The sequence below is a fragment of the Paraburkholderia fungorum genome (assembly GCF_046027605.1).
Classification (GTDB): Bacteria; Pseudomonadota; Gammaproteobacteria; order Burkholderiales; family Burkholderiaceae; genus Paraburkholderia; species Paraburkholderia fungorum_F.
Genome location: NZ_JAQQEF010000009.1, coordinates 233,613 through 253,561 on the forward strand (window position 1 = coordinate 233,613; position 19,949 = coordinate 253,561).

Here is a 19,949-nt window from a genome sequence, read left to right on the forward strand (position 1 = left end):
CAAGGCGCGGGAGCTTGGGGAATCCGTATGGTAGTGCCGATGGGCGCAAGGCGCGCGCCCGGTCTTCCAGCTCGCAGGGTCGCCCGTTACTGGAAGCGATCCGCACGCAGCGCGGCCAGCGTGTCTTCGGGGACACCCGGTGGGTGGCCCGACATCAGGTCGGCGATCAGTTTGCCCGAGCCGCAGGCAAGGCCCCAGCCCGCCGGGCCATGCCCCACGTTCACAAACAGCCGTGGATGCAGCGCGTTGCCGACGACCGGCAAGCCGTCCGGCGACAGCAGCTTGACGCCTTCCCACGGCAACGCTGCTGAAATCCGCGCCGCGCCTGGAATCCAGTCGTGAGTCGCCTGACCGAGCAGCGCGAGCGCTTCCGTGGTGACCGTTTCGCCCAGTGGCTTGTCGAGCTGGCTCGTACTCTGCAATACCGCACCACCCGCGATCCGCAGGCGATGGTTCATCCGGCTGATTCCAATCCGCTTGACGGCGTCGACGATCGCCACATGCGGTGCGCATTCCTCATGCGCGATCGGCGCCACCAGCGTGTGCAGGCGCAGCGGATGCAGCGGCAGCTGCAAGCCGAGGCGCTCGAGCAGCGCCAGGCTGCCGTGCCCGGCGGCCACCACCACGGCGTCGGCGTGAATCACGTCGACTTCGCGTGACCGGGAGGCCGCACCCGGCCGCGGCGCCAGTTCCACGGCCGCGCGCTGGCCTTCGAGGCGAATCGCCGACACTTCGCAGCCGAGCATGAATTGCACGCCGCCCTGGTTGTCGAGCGTCTGCTTGAGGAGCTTGGCGAACAGCGGGGAATTGGCCGTGCGCTCCTGGTCGAACAGCACACCGCCGGCAAATTCCGGCTCGACGCGCACCGAATGCTCGAACGCCGCGCACTCGGCGGGCGTCAGCACATGGTGCGGGACTTCGTATTGATGCAGCAGATCGAGCGCCGGCCGGGTCTGCTGCCACTCCTGCGCCGAGCGCACCAGATACAGCAGACCGCTTGCCTGTTCGAATTCGAGCCCGAAGCGCGCTTCGACGTCGGCCATGGCGTCACGCGACAATTCGATCAGCGGGCGCAACCGTCCGTATTGTCGGCCAAACGCTTCCGGTTCCTGCAACGCCGCCAGTTGCTTGACGAACTGACGCGCCGGTCCGTTGAAGCCGGTCTTGCTGATCACGCCGTTGCGGGCATTGTGCCGGCTCGCCATGAAAGTCGGGCCGAACCAGACGTCGAGCGGGGTGGGCAGGACAGTGCCGCCGTGGCCATAGGTCGCACCTTGCGCGACGGTGGCGTGGCGCTCGACGACGCATACCCGGTGGCCGGCCGCACGCAATTGATAAGCGGTGGCGACGCCCGCAATCCCGCCGCCGATGACAATGACATCCATGTTCTGATTCGATGTGCCGACGGGACGCCGAAGCCGCGCGTGCCCATTGGGCGTGACATGCGGCGCGCGGCCCGGCTTGCTTCGGGCCACTCGCGCCGATCTGGTGAAAGGGCGAATGATAGCAGTCAAACCGGCCCGCCTGCCACGCGCGCGGCGTGCGGGTCCGGCCGCGGCGGGCGGAACTCGAGGGGACGGGAACGCACGGGGCGGCGGCGTCCTTCGTGGTCCGCCTGTCGTCCGTCCTGGCCGCGTTGAGTGGCGGCGCCGCTCGCGAGGCTCATGCCGTCGTCTGCGCGCGAATGAACATGCCGTAGTTTTCGGCGTTGTCGGTGGCGATGTCGCTGTTCCGTGCCGCGAGGCCGGCGACGGCGGCGGGACCATACAGATGGTCCTTCGTGTTGCCGATGTACGGAAAATGGCTCAACTCATGGGCTATCGTCGCTTCCGGGGTGTTGGCGCCGAACGCGTGATCGAAGAAGTGTGGCTTCAGGTTGATCTGATGAGGCGAACTGGCTTGCACGTGCGCAAGTTCCGAGTTGTCGTGCGGCGCACCCAGGACGAAGGTGAACTGGTCGTGCGACATGGCGTGCTGCATGTGGGTCAGAACCTGTTCGACTTTCTGCACATTCCGCTGTGTCGGGCTGCCGAACCAGCGCGCAAAGTTGTCGTCCGGATGACCGGATTCGAGCTTGCCAAGCGCGCTGTCGATCATGCGCTTCACGTGTTGATAGGCGTTGGTCACTATCCCGCCTTGCTCCGGCGTGAGCCCGATCAGCGCCGGGTTGCGCGCGGAGCCGGGGGAGGGTTGATCGTAGTCGGTGTTGCCGGCGTTGTTGTCGGGCGCCTGGATGTCGCCGCCGGTGGGCGCGAAGGGCTGGCCGTTACCGCCGCCGCCGCCAATGGGGGCGGAGGGCTGGCCGCCCTCGCCACCGCCGGTGGGTACGGGGGCGTGACCACCGCCACCGCCACCGATAGGCGCGGAGGGTACGCCACCACCGCCGCCGACAGGCCCGGAAGGTTGACTGCCATCGTCGCCTGTGGGCTCCGCAGGCTGCCCGCCATCCCCGCCGCCGACAGGTTCCGAAGGCGGGCTGGTGCCGCCGCCATTGCCCGGCAGCGGCGATGACGCCGGGGCGTCGCCGACCACGGGGCGACGCATCGGACGCCCGTTGCGTCCCGCGGGGTCGGGCGTGAGACCGTCGGCGTCCATCGAAGGAGGGATGGGGTTGGCCTTTTCGTGCCAGACGATGCGTTTGTGCTTGCCGTTCGCGTCCCAGACGTCACGGATGTGGTTGCCGTTCTCGTCCCACGTGTCGCGTATGTGGTTGCCGCTCAAATCCCATCTATCGCGAACGTGTTTTCCGCTTTCGTTTGAATTCTCGTGGATGTGTTCGCCGTTAGCGTCCCAACTGTCGTGGATACGGTCGCCGTTAGCGTCCACGCTGTCGCGAGTGTGCTTGCCGTCCGTGTCCCACGTGTCGTGGATACGCGTACCGTCGGCGCTCACGCTGTCGCGAGTGCGCTTGCCGTCCGTGTCCCACGTGTCGTGGATACGTGTACCGTCGGCGCTCACGCTGTCGCGAGTGCGCTTGCCGTCCGTGTCCCACGTGTCGCGAATACGTGTACCGTCGGCGCCCACGCTGTCTCGGATGTGCCGCCCATCCGCGTCCCACGTGTCGCGAAGCGGATTGCCTTTGCCGTCCTCGCCGTCCTGGACCCGCTTACCCGAATCGTTCAGCCTGGCCGGCACCGCTTCGCCGCCGATGCGCTCAAACGGCTGAACTCCGCCTCCAATCCTCGGCGCCCGGCCGTCCGGCTCGCGCCGTGGGGGCCAGGCCGCCGCATTGCCAACCGGCGCGCGCGGCGTCTCGTCCGGCGCATAGATGCGCGGCGCCGTCCGCGTGAGTGCGCCGGCCATGCCCGGCGGCGGCTGCATCAAAGCCGGCGGATAGGAAGTCTGATCGATACTGCCATAGCGGTTGACGTTCATGACATGCCTGTTCGAGTGAGTTTGCGGTTCGCGTGGCGGGCGTGTTCGCGCATCACGGGGCGCGCCCACGGTGCGCAGCGCCGCCGACGCGTCCGGGCGGATGAATTGCCCACTTGCGCGTCGATTAAAGCATCGGCATGCCGACGGGATGTCATATCGGGAGAACACATCCGCGAGCACCCGGCCGCCGGCCGGCCGGACACGTCCCATGGCCGCCGGAAGCGCGTTCCCGGGGTATAATCCCGGACTTCCTTTGCGCCTCACGTCGCCTTCACGCGCGACTCATCGGCATCACTCATCGGCATCATTAGCGACGCAACGTCAAGTCCATGGCCCACTTCTCGTGTTTCCCCGGCGCTTCGGCCCTTTCCGATTTCCGTCAAACCCGCCTGCTCGAAACGCTTACGCGCATCGACGCCAACATCACCGGCGTGCGCGGCCAGTATCTGCACTTCGTCAACGCGCAAACCCCACTTTCCGCGGAAGACAACGCGAAGATCGAAGCGCTGATGCATTACGGCGATCCGCTCGAAGAGGTCAAGGAGCGCGGCACGGCCGAAACTTTCCTGGTGGTGCCGCGCTTCGGCACGGTGTCGCCGTGGGCCAGCAAGGCAACCGATATTGCCCATCTGTGCGGTCTGGCGCAGGTTCGGCGAATCGAACGGGGTGTCGAATACACGGTCACGCTGAAGAGCGGCCTGCTGGGCGGCAAGAAGGCGCTCTCCGACGAAGCCCGCGCGGCCGTTGCCGTGGCGCTGCACGACCGCATGACCGAAAGTGTTTCGCCTTCGCGGGACCACGCGTTGCATCTGTTCGACGAACTGCCGGCCAAGCCGCTGCAAACCGTCGACGTGCTGGGCAACGGGCGCGGCGCGCTGGAAGCGGCGAACACGGAACTGGGCCTCGCGCTCGCCGCCGACGAAATCGACTACCTGGTGGACGCATTCACCAAACTCGGCCGCAACCCGACCGACGTCGAACTGATGATGTTCGCGCAGGCCAACAGCGAGCACTGCCGTCACAAGATTTTCAACGCGGAATGGACTATCGACGGCGAGAAGCAGGACATCTCGCTGTTCAACATGATCCGCAACACCGAGAAGCTGAACCCGCAAGGCACGATCGTCGCGTATTCGGATAACTCGGCGATCATGGCGGGCGGTGTGGCCGAGCGCTGGTTCCCGCGCACGCCGGCTGAACTGGGCGCAAACGAGTTGCCTGAGCACTACCGCCGCAACGTCGAACTGACGCACACCTTGATGAAGGTGGAAACGCATAACCATCCCACCGCCATCTCGCCGTTCCCGGGCGCTTCGACCGGTTCGGGCGGCGAAATTCGCGACGAAGGCGCGACCGGTCGCGGTGCGCGCCCGAAAGCGGGTCTGGCGGGCTTCACGGTGTCGAATCTGGAATTGCCGGACGGCGTCGAGGCATGGGAGAACGCCCGTGATGCAGCGCAGCCGCTCGCGCATCGCAATCCGGACGACAAGCACGCAGCGTACGGCCGTCCCGACCGCATTGCGTCGCCGCTGCAAATCATGATCGACGGCCCGCTCGGCGGCGCCGCGTTCAACAATGAATTCGGCCGGCCCAATCTGGGCGGCTATTTCCGTGCGTATGAGCAGAACGTCGCGGGTCTGGTGCGTGGCTATCACAAGCCGATCATGATCGCCGGCGGCATCGGCAATATTTCCGATCAGCACACGCATAAGCACGATCTGCCGGAAGGCTCGCTGTTGATCCAGATCGGCGGGCCGGGTATGCGCATCGGCATGGGCGGTGGTGCGGCCAGCTCGATGGCAACCGGCACGAACACGGCTGAACTCGATTTCGACTCGGTCCAGCGCGGCAACCCGGAAATCGAGCGGCGCGCGCAGGAAGTCATCAATGCGTGCTGGCAACTCGGCGAAAAGAACCCGATTCTGAGCATTCACGACGTCGGCGCGGGCGGCTTGTCGAACGCGTTCCCGGAAGTGGTGGACGGCGCGGGCAAGGGCGCGATCTTCGATCTGCGCAAGATCCAGCTGGAAGAGAGCGGTTTGTCGCCGCGCGAAATCTGGTCGAACGAAGCACAGGAGCGTTACGTCCTGGCGATTGCGCCGACGGATCTGCCGGCCTTCCAGGCCATGTGCGAACGCGAGCGCTGCCCGTTCGCGGTGGTCGGCACGGCAACGGCTGCACGCCAGTTGAAGGTGATCGACGCCGAAGCGCACGGCGACACTGCGCACGAGCCGGTTGATATGCCGATGGAAGTGCTGCTCGGCAAGGCGCCGCGCATGCATCGCGACGTGAAGCGCGTCGAAACGAAACTCGAACCGGTGGACGTCACCGGCATCGCCTTGTCGGAAGTCGCGGTGAGCGTGCTGCGTCACCCAACGGTGGCCAGCAAGTCGTTCCTGATCACGATCGGCGACCGGTCGGTGGGCGGCACGACCGCGCGTGACCAGATGGTCGGCCCGTGGCAAGTGCCGGTTGCCGACGTCGCGATCACCACGATGGACTACGCGGGCTTCCGCGGCGAAGCGATGACGATGGCCGAGCGCACGCCTTTGGCTGTCATCAATGCGCCGGCGTCGGGCCGCATGGCGGTCGGCGAGGCGGTCACCAACATCGCGGCGGCGCCGATCGCGTCGCTGGATAAATTGAAGCTGTCGGCGAACTGGATGGCCGCGTGCGGCGCAGCGGGCGAAGACGCCGCGCTGTACGACACGGTCAAGGCGATCGGCATGGAACTGTGCCCGGCGCTCGGCATCAGCATTCCGGTCGGCAAGGATTCGCTGTCCATGCGCACCAAGTGGGAAGACCGCGGCGTGGCGAAGGAGGTGGTCGCGCCGGTCTCGTTGATCATCTCGGCATTCGCACCGGTTGAAGACGTGCGTCGTCACCTCACGCCGCAACTGCGCCCCGCGAGCGGAACGGACGGGGTGGGCGACTCCGTGCTGATCGCAATCGACCTCGGCCGCGGCAAGCATCGCCTCGGCGGCAGTATCCTCGCGCAAGTTACGCAGCAGGTCGGCGACACGGTGCCGGACGTCGACGACGCGGAAGATCTGAAGCGCTTCTTCACGGCGATCCAGGCACTGAACAGCGGCGGCAAGCTGCTCGCCTACCACGACCGTTCTGACGGCGGCCTGTGGGCGACGGTCTGCGAAATGGCGTTCGCGGGCCACGTCGGCGTATCGCTGAATGTCGACATGCTGGTGCTCGATCCGAACCACGAATCCGACTACGGCGACGCCAAAGACTGGGCGAAGCAGACCAGCGGCCGCCGCGAAGACCGCACGATCCGCGCGCTCTTCAACGAGGAACTCGGCGGCGTGATTCAGGTGCGCGCGGCGGACCGCGACGCGGTGCTGGGCACGTTGCGCGAACAGGGTTTGTCGGCGTGCTCGCACGTGATCGGCAAGCTCAACGAGCGCGACACGATCGAAATCTATCGCGACGCGAAGAAGATCTACGAAGCGCCTCGCACGGAACTGCATCGCACGTGGAGCGAAGTGAGCTGGCGCATTTCGCGTCTGCGCGACAACCCGGCTTGCGCCGACGCTGAATACGACGCGCTCTCCGACGCAGCCGATCCGGGCATCTCGCCGGTTCTCACGTTCGATCCTTCTGAAGACGTCGCTGCGCCATTCGTGGGCAAGAGCGCGCGTCCGCGTGTTGCGATCCTGCGTGAGCAGGGCGTGAACTCGCACCTCGAAACGGCCTATGCATTCGACCGCGCCGGCTTCGACGCGCACGACGTGCACATGAGCGACCTGCTGGCCGGTCGCGCCAACCTCGCAGATTTCGCCGGTGCGGTGGCGTGTGGCGGCTTCTCATACGGCGACACGCTGGGTGCCGGCGAAGGCTGGGCGAAGGCGATCCGCTTCAACTCGCAACTGGCCGACATGTTCGCGGCGTTCTTCGGCCGCGAAGATACGTTCGCACTCGGCATCTGCAACGGCTGCCAGATGATGAGCAGTCTCGCCTCGATGATCCCGGGCGCCGAAGCATGGCCGAAGTTCACGCGCAACAAATCGGAAAAATTCGAAGCGCGCTTCTCGCTGGTCGAAGTGCAGGCGTCGCCATCGATCTTCTTCGCCGGCATGGAAGGTTCGCGCATTCCAGTTGCAATCGCCCACGGCGAAGGTTACGCGGACTTTTCGCAGCAAGGCGATGCGTCGAAGGTGGCTGTCGCGATGCGCTTCGTCGACCACCGTGGTCAGGCAACGGAGCAGTATCCGTTCAACCCGAATGGATCGCCGAACGGCATCACGTCGGTCACGACACCCGATGGCCGCTTCAGCGTGCTGATGCCGCACACCGAGCGCGTGCATCGTGCGGTGCAGATGAGCTGGCATCCGGAAGGCTGGGGCGAGGGCAGCACGGACGCGAGCCCGTGGCTGCGCGTGTTCCAGAACGCACGGCGCTGGTTGGGTTGAGGTAGTCGGGCAGTCTGCTGCGCTATTGACGCGCGGCAGACTGATGCCGGCTACGTACCCGCTCGGGTACGAAACAGCTCCATATATCCCAATCCCCCCTCTTCGTACCCGCTCGGGTACGAAAGCCCGATATTGGCATTCACGACTCCTCGCTCGTACCCGCTCGGGTACGAATTCCCGCTGCCCGCCTGGTCTGATGGCATAATGTTCCCGAGCGGGTACGAACTCGAGGGCGAAGAATGCGGCAATCTGACGTTTTCATCAGCAACATGACGGTGTTGGGTGATCTTTTGCGGGCGTCACGGCTTGCACAGGGCCTGACGCGCGACGACGTCGCCATCGCCACGGGTCTGTCGCCCAAGTTCATCACACATATCGAGGCGGGTAAGCCGACGGCACAAATCGGCAAGGTGCTCCACCTGCTCGGCGAACTGGGCATTGTCCTGCGCGCGCAGGTGTCCGTAGACATTCCTCCCGGCCTCGCCACCCAACCGCGCCATCGCCGCCGGGTGACTCATGGCAGCTAGAACGCTCGTCGCCTACGCGAATGGCCAACGCGTTGGCGTGGTGAGCGACGAAAGCGGTATCTGGTCATTTACCTACGATAGAACCTGGCTCGACCGCGAAGACGCGTTCGTGCTTTCACCCGCTTTCCCTCTGCATGCAGAACGTTTTGTCGATGGTTCGAGCCAGCGGCCGGTGCAATGGTTCTTCGACAATCTTTTGCCTGAAGAGGAGATGCGCACGGCGCTCGCTCGCGAAGCCAAAGTCAATGCGAGCGATGCATGGGGGCTGCTTGCGTACTACGGCCGGGAGTCGGCAGGCGCCTTGACGCTCCTCGCCGAGGGCGAACAGGAAGCTTCCGGTGGTCTGCAGCCTTTGTCGTACGCGGACCTCGAGGCTCGCATTCAGGCCATGCCGCAACGAGCGCTCACCGCTACTGCGCCCAAGCGCATGTCCGCAGCGGGTGCCCAACAAAAACTGCTGCTGTCCTTGCAAGGCGACGCGCCGAACTACCAGCTCTTTGAGCCCGTGGGTAATGAGCCGTCAATGCATCTGCTCAAGCCTGACATGCGAAGCACCGGCTATCCTCATTCAGCGATAAACGAATTTTTCTGCATGCAGCTGGCACGAGCGATGGGCGTGCGCGTGCCGCCTACGCATTTTGTGCGGGTGCCCTCGGCCTGCTATGTGATCGACCGTTTCGACCGCGATACGGCCGCCGAACCGGTTCGGCGCTTGCATACGGTCGACGCGATGCAACTGTTGAACTACGACCGCAACTTCAAATACCAGAACGCCACGGCGCAGGTACTCAGGGATGCGATTGAAAAAACCGGCACGCGGGCAATGGCACGTCTCGATGTATTCCGCTGGGCGGTCTTCAACGTGCTCATCGGCAACGCGGATTCCCACCTGAAAAACCTCTCGTTCTTCGTCAACGCACGAGGCTATATGCTGGCGCCGTTTTACGATCTGGTCAGCACAGTCGTCTACCATACGCCGACCTATCAGCCGCAACAGCGGGACCGTTGGCCGCAGTGCGATCTGACAATGCCGATTGGAGCGGCCACTCAGTTCGCGGACGTCTCCAGAAAGAACATGCTGGCATTCGGCGAAGCGCTTGGCCTCGCGCCAAAAGGCCCGGAAAAATTGCTGGATGAGATGCTGGCCGTTGTCGATACCCGAGTCGCGGACACCCGGCGAGCCGTCGACGATGTCACGAAGCCGAATGCCGGCGAAGTCCGGTTGCTCGACTCGATTGTTGCCATGCCGCTTGCCGAGATGAGCAGGGCACTGCGCAAGTGATGCGGGGGCTGAAACGCTGAACGGGACGGGAGCATAAAAAAACCGCCACGAAGGCGGTTTTTTCTGAAGCAGCAGGCAAAGAACGCTTACTGAATCTTCGCGTTCTTACGCAGACCTTCTTCAAAAGCCTGCAGCTTTTCCTGCTGGATCTGTTGCACGATCTGCGGTCGCACTTGCTCGAGCGGCGGCGGCGTGATGTTGCGCACGTCGTCGACACGGATGATGTGCCAGCCGAATTGCGTATGCACCGGCGTGTCGGTCATCTGGCCTTTTTGCAGATGCGTGGCCGCGTCCGCAAATTCAGGCACATAGGCCTTCGGGTCCGACCAGTCCAGGTCGCCGCCGTTCTTGCCCGATCCCGGGTCCTTCGAGTATTGCTTGGCGAGGTCTTCGAAGCTTGCGCCGGCCTTGATCTTCGCGATCAGATCCTTGGCTTGCTGTTCGTTGTCCACCAGGATGTGATGCAGGTGATATTCCTTGCCGCCCGCGTCCTTGATCAGCGCGTTGTAGCGCGCGGTGATTTCGGCGTCGGTCGGCGTGTTGTTCTTCACGAAGTCTTCGATCAGCGCGCGCAGCACGACGGTTTGCTGCGCAACGGCGATTTGTGCCTTGATGTCCGGACGATTCGGCAGGCCGCGGCGCATCGCTTCCTGCATCAGGATTTCGCGATTCACCAGTTCTTCGCGCACGGCCATTTGCAACTGCGGCGTGTCTTGCTGGCCTTGATGAACCAGTTGATCGATCAGCGCATCGGCGCGCGCTTTCGGAATCGGCGTACCGTTCACGACGGCAATGTTCTGTGCGAATGCAGGTGCGGCCGCAAAGGCAGCCAGCAATACCCAAAGGCGGGTTTTCTTCAAGGTCATCGAGAGGTTCCTAGCGGGGCAACAAAGCGAATTCTTCGGGCGTATACGCCGTGATTGCAAGGGCGTGAATGCCGCGCTGCATGGCATCGGCCAGCGCATCATACACCATGCGATGCCGCGCCACGCGGGCCTTGCCGGCGAATGCGGCCGCCACGATCGTGACACTGAAATGACCGCCGGCGGAGGCGCCGGCGTGGCCTGCGTGCTGCGCGCTGTCATCCGTAATCTGGATCGAGGCGACCGGCGCGAGCGCCGCGGTGAGACGCGCCTCGATCAACGCCGCGCGCTCCGCGGTGGTGGCGTGCATGAATACATCGCTCGTCATGTCATTCTTCCTTCATATACTTCGACAGCCACAAGCTCTGTCCGATGATGAACACCACCAGACACCCCGTGGCGCCGAACAGCTTGAAATTGACCCACTGATCGGTCGTGTAGTTATACGCGACGAACAGGTTAACCAGTCCGAGCAGCACGAAGAAAATCGCCCAGACGACATTCAACTTGCCCCAGATCGCGTGCGGCAGCGTGATCTGCTTGCCCATCATCGCTTCGATCAGGTTCTTGTTGAAGGCCAGTTGCGAGACGATCAACGCGACCGAAAACGCCCAGTACAACACGGTCGGTTTCCATTTGATGAAGGTGTCGTTGTGCAGCACGAGCGTCGCGCCGCCGAATACGGTGACGACGCCGAGGCTCACCCATAGCATGGAATCGACCTTGCGGTGGCGGAAGGCCACCCACGCGATCTGTACCAGCGTGGCGACGATCGCCACTGCCGTCGCCGTGAAAATGCCCCAAATCTTGAAGGCGACGAAAAACAGGATGATCGGGAACAGATCGAACAGGAATTTCATTATCTGGTCGGGAATTCGGAAGAGTAGGTCGGAGAATGGGTCGGAAAAACAGGGACGCGGCGCGGGGCGCCCGGTGGCAGGGATGGCAAAAACCCGCCGCGGCAGCCGGCAACGGCGCGTTGCGCCGTTGGTAGCCTGAATGCCGCGCCGGGTTGTCCCGTTCGCAAGCCGGACGAAGGGTGTCGCGGCAGGCGCTTAAAACAGGCGCCCGCCGCGCTTCAACCGGCGCCGAACTCCGCGCTGCGTTACTTGGGCTCGAATTGTAACGCAGCCGAATTGATGCAGTAACGCAGACCGGTCGGCGCCGGTCCGTCTTCGAACACGTGACCCAGATGCGCGCCGCAGTTCTTGCATTGCACCTCGATGCGCAGCATGCCGTGCGAGCGGTCGGTTTTCTCGGCGATCACTTCGCCGTTGATCGGCTTGAAGTAGCTCGGCCAGCCGCAACCGGCGTCGAACTTGGTATCCGATTCGAATAGCGGCGTGCCGCAGCACACGCAGTCATAGATGCCGCGGTCCCAGTGGTCGTGATAGCGGCCGGTGAAGGGGCGCTCGGTGGCCGCGTTGCGGGTCACCTCGTATTCGATGTCGGAGAGCTGGTTGCGCCATTCGGCGTCGTCTTTTTGCACGGCGGGGGCGTCGGTCTTGATGTCGTCGGGCTTGTTCATGATTGGGGTTCCTGTCTCGGGCTTGTTTTTCGGGGCTGCAAAGTGTTCAGCCAGATTCGGCTCATTACACGGATTCAGCGGATTCAAGCGGTTTCAAAGCGGCTTCAAAGCGGAAACAAGCGGCTTCAAAGCTGATTCAAGCGAGTTCGGCTCAGCGTCACGAGGAGCAACTCACTTCCAGCGAGCTGGCCCAATCCGGCGGCAGCCCTGCATACGCTTCGTGTTCCGGCTGTTCGTCGAACGGGCGGCGCAGCACGGCCGCCAAACGCTCCACTTCGGAGAAATCCTTCTCTTTCGCTCGGCGTATCGCCGTTTCCGCGAGATGATTTCGAAGTATGAATTTGGGGTTCACACGGTTCATTGCAATGGCACGCGCGGCGTCGTCGCGTGTTTCTTCGGACAGGCGCGCGCGGTAGTCGTTCACCCATGCGTCGAACGCAGCGCGGTCGAGAAACAGATCGCGCACCGGCGCGTCGGCGCTCGCGTCGTGCTTCGAAATGCGCGCCAGATTGCGAAAGGTCAGCGTGAAATCCGCACGGTTTGCGTGCATCACTTCGAACAGGCGGTTGACCAGACTATCGTCGCCATCGCGCTCGATTTCGAGGCCAAGTTTGGCGCGCATGCGTTGTTCGAGAGCCGGCGCGAAACGGTCCTTGAAGCCACCGAGCACACGCTGCGCGTCTTCGATCGCCTTGTCGCCGCGCACGCTTTCTTCATGCTGAACGCCCAGCAGCGGCAGCAGGCCTTGGGCGAGGCAAAAGAGGTTCCAGTACGCGATCTGCGGCTGCATCTTGTACGCGTAACGGCCTTGCGAGTCAGAGTGATTGCAGATGTAGCCGGCGTCGAAACCATCCATGAAACCGAACGGGCCGTAGTCGATCGTGAGACCCAGGATCGACATGTTGTCGGTATTCATCACGCCGTGGCAGAAACCCACGGCTTGCCATTCGACCATCAGATCAGCCGTCGACCTCACCGCTTCATCGAGCAGCGCGAGATACGGGTCGCCGGCTTCGCGGCAGTGCGGATAGAAGCGCTCGATCACATGATCGGCGAGCGCGCGCAGTGCATCGACGCGATCGTTCGAATAGAAATGCTCGAAGTGTCCGAAGCGCACGAAGCTCGGCGCCACGCGCGTGACAACCGCCGCGGTTTCGACTTCCTCACGCCGCACCGGCTGGTCGGAGCCGATCACGCACAGCGCGCGCGTGGTCGGAATGCCGAGGTGATGCATCGCTTCCGAACACAGATACTCGCGGATCGACGAGCGCAACACCGCGCGGCCGTCGCCCATGCGTGAATAGGGCGTGCGGCCTGCGCCCTTGAGTTGCAGCTCGAAGCGTTGGCCGTTGTGTTCGATTTCGCCGAGACCGAGCGCGCGGCCGTCGCCGAGCTGGCCGGCCCACACGCCGAACTGATGCCCCGAATACACCGACGCGTACGGCAGCGCGGCCGAAGGCCACTCGCGCGTCGCGTTGCCGGAGAAGAGTTCGGCGAAGCCCGGATCGGTCTGGAGGCCCGGCTCTAAACCGAGCAACGCAGCGGTTTCTGCGGAGAATCCGACCAGGTGGGGCGCACTGAGCGGCGCCGCGGGCAGACGCGTCAGAAACGCGCTGCCGAGTCGCGCAAACGCGCTTTCGGGCGAGGTGACGAGTGCGTCGGAGAGAGCCGATAAAGGCCCGGATAACCCTGCAATGCTTGGGGAAAACGACATGTTGAGCGCCTCTGGATTAACCGATATTGTAAGTCGGCGCCCGCGGCGCTGCTGGCCGGCCCTTAGGCCGACGCCGCCTGTGTGCCGGGCGTCTCCCGCCAGCGCGCTACTGCGCCGCTTCAAAACGCGCCACGCGACCCACCGGAACGTCCCCCGCGACGCAACGATGCGCCGCGCGGCCCCGAGCTGCACCCCAATGACGCAAACAACGCGAGGAGACCTCTCTTTATGACGATGACGACGCCGCTGCCTGGCCAGATGATGGACGTGCCGCTCACTGTGTCCTCGTTGCTCGCGCATGCCGCGCGGCATTTCGGCGACACCGAGATCGTGTCGCGACGCATTGAAGGCGACGTGCATCGCTACACCTACCGCGACTGCGAAAAGCGCGCGAAGCAGCTGGCGCAGGCGCTGATCGCGCTTGGCGTCGAGCCCGGCGAGCGGGTGGCCACGCTGGCCTGGAACGGCTACCGGCATCTGGAAGCGTATTACGGCACGACCGGCTTCGGCGCGGTCTGTCACACGATCAATCCGCGTCTCTTTCCCGACCAGATCGCCTACATCGTCAACCACGCGGACGACGCCTACGTGCTGTTCGACGCCACCTTCGCACCGCTCGTCGATTGTCTCGCGCCACAATGCCCGAAAGTGCGCGGCTGGATCGCACTGGCCGACGAAGCCCATCTGCCGACGCTGCAAACGCCGGTACTGAGCTACGAAACCTTACTTGACGCGCAAGATGGCAACTACGCATGGCCGCAACTCGACGAGCGCCAGGCCTCGTACCTTTGCTATACGTCCGGCACCACCGGCAATCCGAAGGGCGCGCTGTATTCGCATCGCTCGACGGTGCTGCACGCGTTCGGTGCCGCGCTGCCCGATGCGATGAGCCTGTCCGCGCGCGACTCCGTGCTGCCGGTCGTGCCGATGTTCCATGTGAACGCCTGGGGCATTCCGCACTCCGCGCCGCTGACCGGCGCGAAGCTGGTCTTTCCCGGCAAGGATCTCGACGGCAAATCGCTGTATGAATTGATGGAAAGCGAACGCGTCACGTATTCGGCCGGCGTGCCGACCGTGTGGCTCGGCTTGCTCAACTATCTGCGCGAGGCCAAGGTGCGTTTCTCTTCGTTGAATCGCACGGTGATCGGCGGCTCTGCGTGTCCGCCGGCCATGCTGCGCGCCTTCGAGGACGAGTACGGCGTGCAGGTGATCCATGCGTGGGGCATGACGGAAATGTCACCGCTCGGCACCTTGTCGAAGCTGACGTGGGAACAGAGCCAGCGTCCGTTGGCCGAGCAGCGCAAACTGCTCGAAAAGCAGGGCCACGTGCTGTACGGCGTCGATATGAAGATCGTCGGCGAAGACGGCCGCGATCTGCCGTGGGACGGCGTGGCGTTCGGCGATCTGCACGTGCGCGGGCCGTGGGTGATCGACCGGTATTTCCGCAAGGACGATTCGCCGCTCGTGGACGGCTGGTTCCCGACCGGCGACGTCGCCACCATCGACCGTGACAGCTTTCTGCACATCACGGATCGCTCGAAAGACGTGATCAAGTCGGGCGGCGAGTGGATCAGTTCGATCGACCTCGAGAATGTCGCCATCGCGCACCCCGCAGTCGCCGAGGCCGCGTGCATTGCCTGCGCGCATCCGAAGTGGACCGAGCGGCCGCTGCTGGTGGTCGTCAAGCGGCCCGGGTTCGACGTGACGCGCGCAGAGCTGCTCGCGTTCTACGACGGCAAGGTCGCCAAATGGTGGATTCCCGACGACGTCGCCTTCGTCGACGAACTGCCGCACACGGCCACCGGCAAGCTGCAGAAACTCAAGCTGCGCGACACCTTCCGCGACCATATCCTGCCCTCCGCGCTCGAAGACGCAAAGGACTGCCCGCTCACGCCGCTCGCCAGGGGAAACCCCGCCTAACGATAAATTGAACGAGCGTGCTTTTTTGTGTATTCTGCCTGCTGACCCCCGGAAAGTCGCAGAATGGGTCGACTCACGGGTCGATCTCTCTGCGGCTCGGTGAACTGGGACGGGCGGCGCGTCATGCGCCGCCTCATCGCATGGAGACAGGCAGATGGCAGTGGACTACACAACTCATGACGGCGTGGCCGTCATCACGCTGAACAATCCCCCCGTAAACGGCCTCGGCCTCTCGACGCGAGTCGGTATCGTCGAAGGGATCGAGCGCGCGCAGAACGATCCGGCCATCAAGGCAATCGTGCTGACAGGCGCGGGCAAAGCCTTCTCGGGCGGCGCCGACATCACCGAATTCAACACGCCGAAGGCGACTCAGGAGCCGACGCTCGCCACGGTCATCAAGACCGTCGAGGGCAGCGCGAAGCCGGTGGTTGCCGCGATTCACAGCGTCGCAATGGGCGGCGGGCTGGAGTTGGCGCTCGGCGCGCATTACCGCATCGCCGCTCCCGGCGCGCAGATCGCGCTGCCGGAAGTGAAGCTTGGCATTCTGCCGGGCGCGGGCGGCACGCAGCGTTTGCCGCGTGCCATCGGCCTCGAAGCCGCACTCAACATGATCGTTTCCGGCGCGCCGGTGATGTCGGAGAAACTGGCCGGCTCGGGTCTGTTCGACGAAGTGACAGAAGGCAATCTGACTGAAGCGGCGCTTGCGTTTGCCTGCAAAGTCGGCGCGCAGGAGGGTCCTCATCCGAAGGTGCGCGAGCGTAAGATCGAACATCCGAATGCGGCCGGCTTCATTCAATTCGCGCGCAATACCGTCACGGCGATGGCAAAGAATTTCCCGGCGCCGCTGAAGTGTATCGACGCGGTGGAAGCCGGCGTACAAAACGGTTTCGACAAGGGCCTTGCCTTCGAACGCGAATGCTTCATGGCGCTCGTGCAAACGCCGGAAAGCCATGCGCTGCGTCATGCGTTCTTCGGCGAACGCGCGGCGAGCAAGATTCCCGATGTGCCTTCCGATACGGTTGCCCGTGAGATCGACCAGGTCGCCGTGATCGGTGCCGGCACGATGGGCGGCGGCATCGCGATGAACTTCATCAACGCGGGCATTCCGGTCACGCTGCTGGAAACGAAGCAGGAAGCACTCGAGCGTGGCCTCGCCACGATCCGCAAGAACTACGAAGCCACCGTCAAGAAAGGCAAGCTCAAGCCAGAAGTGCTGGAACAGCGCATGGCGCTGATCACGCCCACGCTCTCCTATGACGACCTGAAACACGCGGACCTGATCGTCGAAGCCGTGTTCGAAGAACTCGGCGTGAAAGAACAGGTGTTCAAGCGTCTGGACGAAGTGGCAAAACCAGGCGCGATCCTCGCATCGAATACCTCGACGCTGGATGTCGACAAGATCGCCGCCTTCACCAGGCGTCCGCAGGACGTGGTCGGCATGCATTTTTTCAGCCCGGCCAACGTGATGAAGCTGCTCGAAGTGGTGCGTGGCAAGGAGACGGCGAAAGACGTCCTCGCTACCGTCATGAAACTCGCGAAGAAGATCAAAAAGACCGCGGTGGTCTCGGGCGTGTGCGATGGTTTTATCGGCAACCGGATGATCGAGCAATACATCCGTCAAGCACTCTTCATGCTCGAAGAAGGCGCATTGCCCGCGCAGGTGGACAAGGCCATCGAGAAGTTCGGCTTCGCGATGGGTCCGTTCCGCATGAGCGATCTGGCCGGTAACGACATCGGCTGGGCGATCCGCAAGCGCCGCTATCAGGAGCATCCGGAGATGCACTACTCGAAGATCGCCGACCGGCTGTGCGAGACGGGGCGCTTCGGGCAGAAAACCGGTGGCGGCTGGTACGACTACAAGGCGGGCGACCGCACCGCGTATCCGTCGAAAGTGGTCGACGAGATGATCACGGCGTTCTCGAAGGAAGCCAACACCGGGCGCCGCAAGATCAGCGACGAGGAAATCGTCGAGCGTCTGGTGTTCGCGCTCGTCAACGAAGGCGCGAAGATTCTCGAGGAGGGCATTGCGTCGAAGGCGTCGGACATCGACATGGTTTATCTGACCGGGTACGGCTTCCCGCTCTATCGCGGCGGTCCGATGCTGTACGCGGATACGGTCGGGCTCTACAACGTCGAGCGCGCGATTCGTCGCTATGCGTCGCGGCCGAATGGCGACGCCTGGCAGTTGGCGCCGAGCATCGCCGAGCTTGCGGCGAAGGGCCGTGGGTTCAATGGCTGAAACGCCGCCTGAATGCAATGAATGAAGTGGGGCGACTGAGCGATCCGCCGCGCGCCCACCGTCAACATCTGGAAGTAGCAACCCACTTGTATGGGACCGGAGTAAGCGCTATGGGACCAGAGTAGGCGCTAAAGCGCCAACTCTGGTCGACACGCTAACTCTGGTCGACAACTTTGTATGGGACCAGAGTAAGCGCTATGGGACCAGAGTAGGCGCTAAAGCGCCAACTCTGGCCGACACGCTAACTCTGGTCGACAACTTTGTATGGGACCAGAGTAAGCACTAAAGCGCTAACTCTGGTCGACACAGGAGACATGGATGACTGATGCCGTAATCGTATCGACCGCCCGTACGGGCCTCGCCAAATCATGGCGCGGCGGTTTCAACATGACGCACGGCGCGACGCTCGGCGGGCATGTGACGCAGGCCGCTGTCGAGCGCGCGAAGCTGGACCCGGCGCGCATCGAAGACGTGATCATGGGCTGCGCGAATCCGGAAGGCGCGACGGGCGCCAACATCGCGCGCCAGATCGCGCTGCGCGCCGGTTTGCCGGTCAGCGTGCCGGGCATGACGGTCAACCGTTTCTGCTCGTCCGGCTTGCAGACAATCGCACTGGCCGCGCAGCGCGTGATTGCCGGTGAGGGCGATGTGTTCGTAGCGGGTGGCGTGGAATCGATCTCGTGCGTGCAGAACGAGATGAACCGCCACATGCTGGCCGAAGGCTGGCTCAGCAAGAACAAGCCGGAAATCTACTGGTCGATGCTGCAGACGGCCGAGAACGTCGCGAAGCGCTACGCGATCTCGAAGGAACGTCAGGACGAATACGGCGTGCGCTCGCAACAGCGCGCCGCGGCCGCGCTCGAAGCCGGCAAGTTCAAGGACGAGATCGTGCCGCTGACGGTGCTGGCCGGTGTCGCCGACAAAGCGAGCGGGCGCCTCTTCACGAAGGAAGTCACCGTCAGCGCCGACGAAGGCATTCGTGCCGACACCACCCTCGAAGGCGTGTCGAAGATTCGTACCGCAATGCCGGGCGGCGTGATCACGGCAGGTAACGCGAGCCAGTTCTCGGACGGCGCGTCCGCTTGCGTCGTGATGAACGCGAAAGCGGCGGAGCGCGAAGGCCTGCAACCGCTGGGCATTTTCCGCGGCTTCGCGGTGGCCGGTTGTGAGCCGGACGAGATGGGCATCGGCCCGGTATTCGCCGTGCCGAAGCTGCTCAAGCAGGCAGGCCTGAAGGTCGAGGATATCGACCTGTGGGAACTGAACGAAGCGTTCGCGGTGCAGGTGCTGTATTGCGCCGACAAGCTCGGCATTCCACACGACCGCCTGAACGTCAACGGCGGCGCGATTGCGGTGGGCCATCCGTATGGCGTGTCGGGCGCGCGTTTGACCGGCCATGCGCTGATCGAAGGCAAGCGGCGCGGCGCGAAACTGGTCGTCGTGACGATGTGTATCGGCGGCGGCCAGGGCGCGGCGGGTTTGTTCGAGGTGGTTTGATCAGGCGTCAGGGCAAAGCCATGCCGGGCGACGGCAGGCTTAACGTACCTTGATCGACGAAGCGTATCGTGCCGGTCAAGCCACCGGCGAGCTTGCCGCGCAGGATGTAGGGAATCTGTCCCGCCTGCACGGCGCCCGCTTGCACGGCGCCCGCGAACGCGAAGGCCTGACGGACCGCGGCGAAGGCGGGCACCGTCAGCGGCACAACGACTACCGTTTCGCCAAAGCGCGGCACGGTGCCGCTCTGATCGCTGACGCCGCTGGCGAACGGTTTGCCGTTCAGCTCGAGATCGAGCGACACGCCGTTGAAGTTGACAGCGGATTCATTGGGATTCTGTACGCGCAGTTTGATGCTGAAGCGCATCTCCAGGCCTTGGCCCTCGACCGGTTCGATGCCGGCCACATTCACGCGCAAAGGGTCGCCGCCGAACAGACCGGCGCAGCCGTTGAGCGTCAGCGTGATGACGGCGAGGATCGCGGCCAGACGGGCATAACGGGCATCAAGGCGGGACAGCAGTACGCGAAAGAAGAACATGACCGGCACCTCGATGGAAGCGGGTTGGGTCATGCATTGTAGCGG

General features: G+C 63.8%; 14 protein-coding genes. 6 read left to right on the forward strand and 8 right to left on the reverse strand.

Going from position 1 to position 19,949, the window contains the following annotated elements; all coding sequences use genetic code 11:
• Positions 1 to 86: 86 nt before the first annotated feature.
• The gene (locus PQR53_RS17515; protein WP_408456123.1) at positions 87 to 1,385 is read right to left on the reverse strand and encodes an FAD-dependent oxidoreductase; all 1,299 of its coding nucleotides are present in this window, start codon (positions 1,383 to 1,385) and stop codon (positions 87 to 89) included.
• 277 nt (positions 1,386 to 1,662) lie between these two features.
• Positions 1,663 to 3,375, reverse strand: coding sequence for a M35 family metalloendopeptidase (locus PQR53_RS17520; protein ID WP_408456125.1), 1,713 nt, complete (start codon positions 3,373 to 3,375; stop codon positions 1,663 to 1,665).
• 329 nt (positions 3,376 to 3,704) lie between these two features.
• Between PQR53_RS17520 and purL the strand changes: the two genes are divergently transcribed.
• The 3 genes from purL to PQR53_RS17535 all read left to right on the forward strand — a co-directional run bounded on the left by purL (position 3,705) and on the right by PQR53_RS17535 (position 9,608).
• The gene (purL, locus tag PQR53_RS17525; protein WP_408456127.1) at positions 3,705 to 7,799 is read left to right on the forward strand and encodes a phosphoribosylformylglycinamidine synthase; all 4,095 of its coding nucleotides are present in this window, start codon (positions 3,705 to 3,707) and stop codon (positions 7,797 to 7,799) included.
• A 239-nt stretch (positions 7,800 to 8,038) separates the two neighbouring features.
• On the forward strand, positions 8,039 to 8,326 hold the full coding sequence (locus tag PQR53_RS17530) for a helix-turn-helix domain-containing protein (protein WP_179731603.1): 288 nt from the start codon (positions 8,039 to 8,041) through the stop codon (positions 8,324 to 8,326).
• The gene (locus tag PQR53_RS17535) at positions 8,316 to 9,608 is read left to right on the forward strand and encodes a HipA domain-containing protein (RefSeq protein WP_408456131.1); all 1,293 of its coding nucleotides are present in this window, start codon (positions 8,316 to 8,318) and stop codon (positions 9,606 to 9,608) included. The genes PQR53_RS17530 and PQR53_RS17535 overlap by 11 nt, the downstream gene beginning before the upstream one ends.
• A gap of 86 nt (positions 9,609 to 9,694) precedes the next feature.
• Here PQR53_RS17535 and PQR53_RS17540 read toward each other — a convergent pair whose 3' ends face one another.
• From PQR53_RS17540 to PQR53_RS17560, 5 genes are all read right to left on the reverse strand, one after another.
• A complete protein-coding gene (locus PQR53_RS17540) occupies positions 9,695 to 10,474 on the reverse strand; it encodes a peptidylprolyl isomerase (protein ID WP_179731607.1) in 780 nt (259 codons plus the stop codon).
• Between the two features lie 10 nt (positions 10,475 to 10,484).
• Entirely contained in the window at positions 10,485 to 10,799 is a 315-nt protein-coding gene (locus tag PQR53_RS17545; RefSeq protein ID WP_266210677.1) for a BolA family protein, read from the reverse strand.
• Position 10,800: 1 nt separating this feature from the next.
• Positions 10,801 to 11,331: a septation protein A gene (locus PQR53_RS17550; RefSeq protein WP_408456135.1), complete on the reverse strand. Its 531-nt coding sequence runs from the start codon at positions 11,329 to 11,331 to the stop codon at positions 10,801 to 10,803.
• Positions 11,332 to 11,576: 245 nt separating this feature from the next.
• Positions 11,577 to 11,999 carry a peptide-methionine (R)-S-oxide reductase MsrB gene (gene msrB / locus PQR53_RS17555; RefSeq protein ID WP_408456137.1) on the reverse strand — a complete coding sequence of 141 codons (423 nt, stop codon included), beginning with the start codon at positions 11,997 to 11,999 and terminating at the stop codon, positions 11,577 to 11,579.
• A gap of 157 nt (positions 12,000 to 12,156) precedes the next feature.
• On the reverse strand, positions 12,157 to 13,713 hold the full coding sequence (locus PQR53_RS17560) for a protein adenylyltransferase SelO (RefSeq protein WP_408456139.1): 1,557 nt from the start codon (positions 13,711 to 13,713) through the stop codon (positions 12,157 to 12,159).
• 234 nt (positions 13,714 to 13,947) lie between these two features.
• Between PQR53_RS17560 and PQR53_RS17565 the strand changes: the two genes are divergently transcribed.
• The 3 genes from PQR53_RS17565 (at position 13,948) to PQR53_RS17575 (ending at position 19,369) form a co-directional block, all read left to right on the forward strand.
• A complete protein-coding gene (locus PQR53_RS17565; RefSeq protein WP_408456270.1) occupies positions 13,948 to 15,633 on the forward strand; it encodes a 3-(methylthio)propionyl-CoA ligase in 1,686 nt (561 codons plus the stop codon).
• A 154-nt stretch (positions 15,634 to 15,787) separates the two neighbouring features.
• A complete protein-coding gene (locus tag PQR53_RS17570; protein ID WP_408456141.1) occupies positions 15,788 to 17,872 on the forward strand; it encodes a 3-hydroxyacyl-CoA dehydrogenase NAD-binding domain-containing protein in 2,085 nt (694 codons plus the stop codon).
• Positions 17,873 to 18,190: 318 nt separating this feature from the next.
• Positions 18,191 to 19,369 carry an acetyl-CoA C-acyltransferase gene (locus tag PQR53_RS17575; protein ID WP_408456143.1) on the forward strand — a complete coding sequence of 393 codons (1,179 nt, stop codon included), beginning with the start codon at positions 18,191 to 18,193 and terminating at the stop codon, positions 19,367 to 19,369.
• A gap of 7 nt (positions 19,370 to 19,376) precedes the next feature.
• Here PQR53_RS17575 and PQR53_RS17580 read toward each other — a convergent pair whose 3' ends face one another.
• Complete coding sequence (locus tag PQR53_RS17580) at positions 19,377 to 19,904, reverse strand: LEA/WHy family protein (protein ID WP_408456273.1); 528 nt, start codon at positions 19,902 to 19,904, stop codon at positions 19,377 to 19,379.
• Positions 19,905 to 19,949 lie beyond the last annotated feature (45 nt).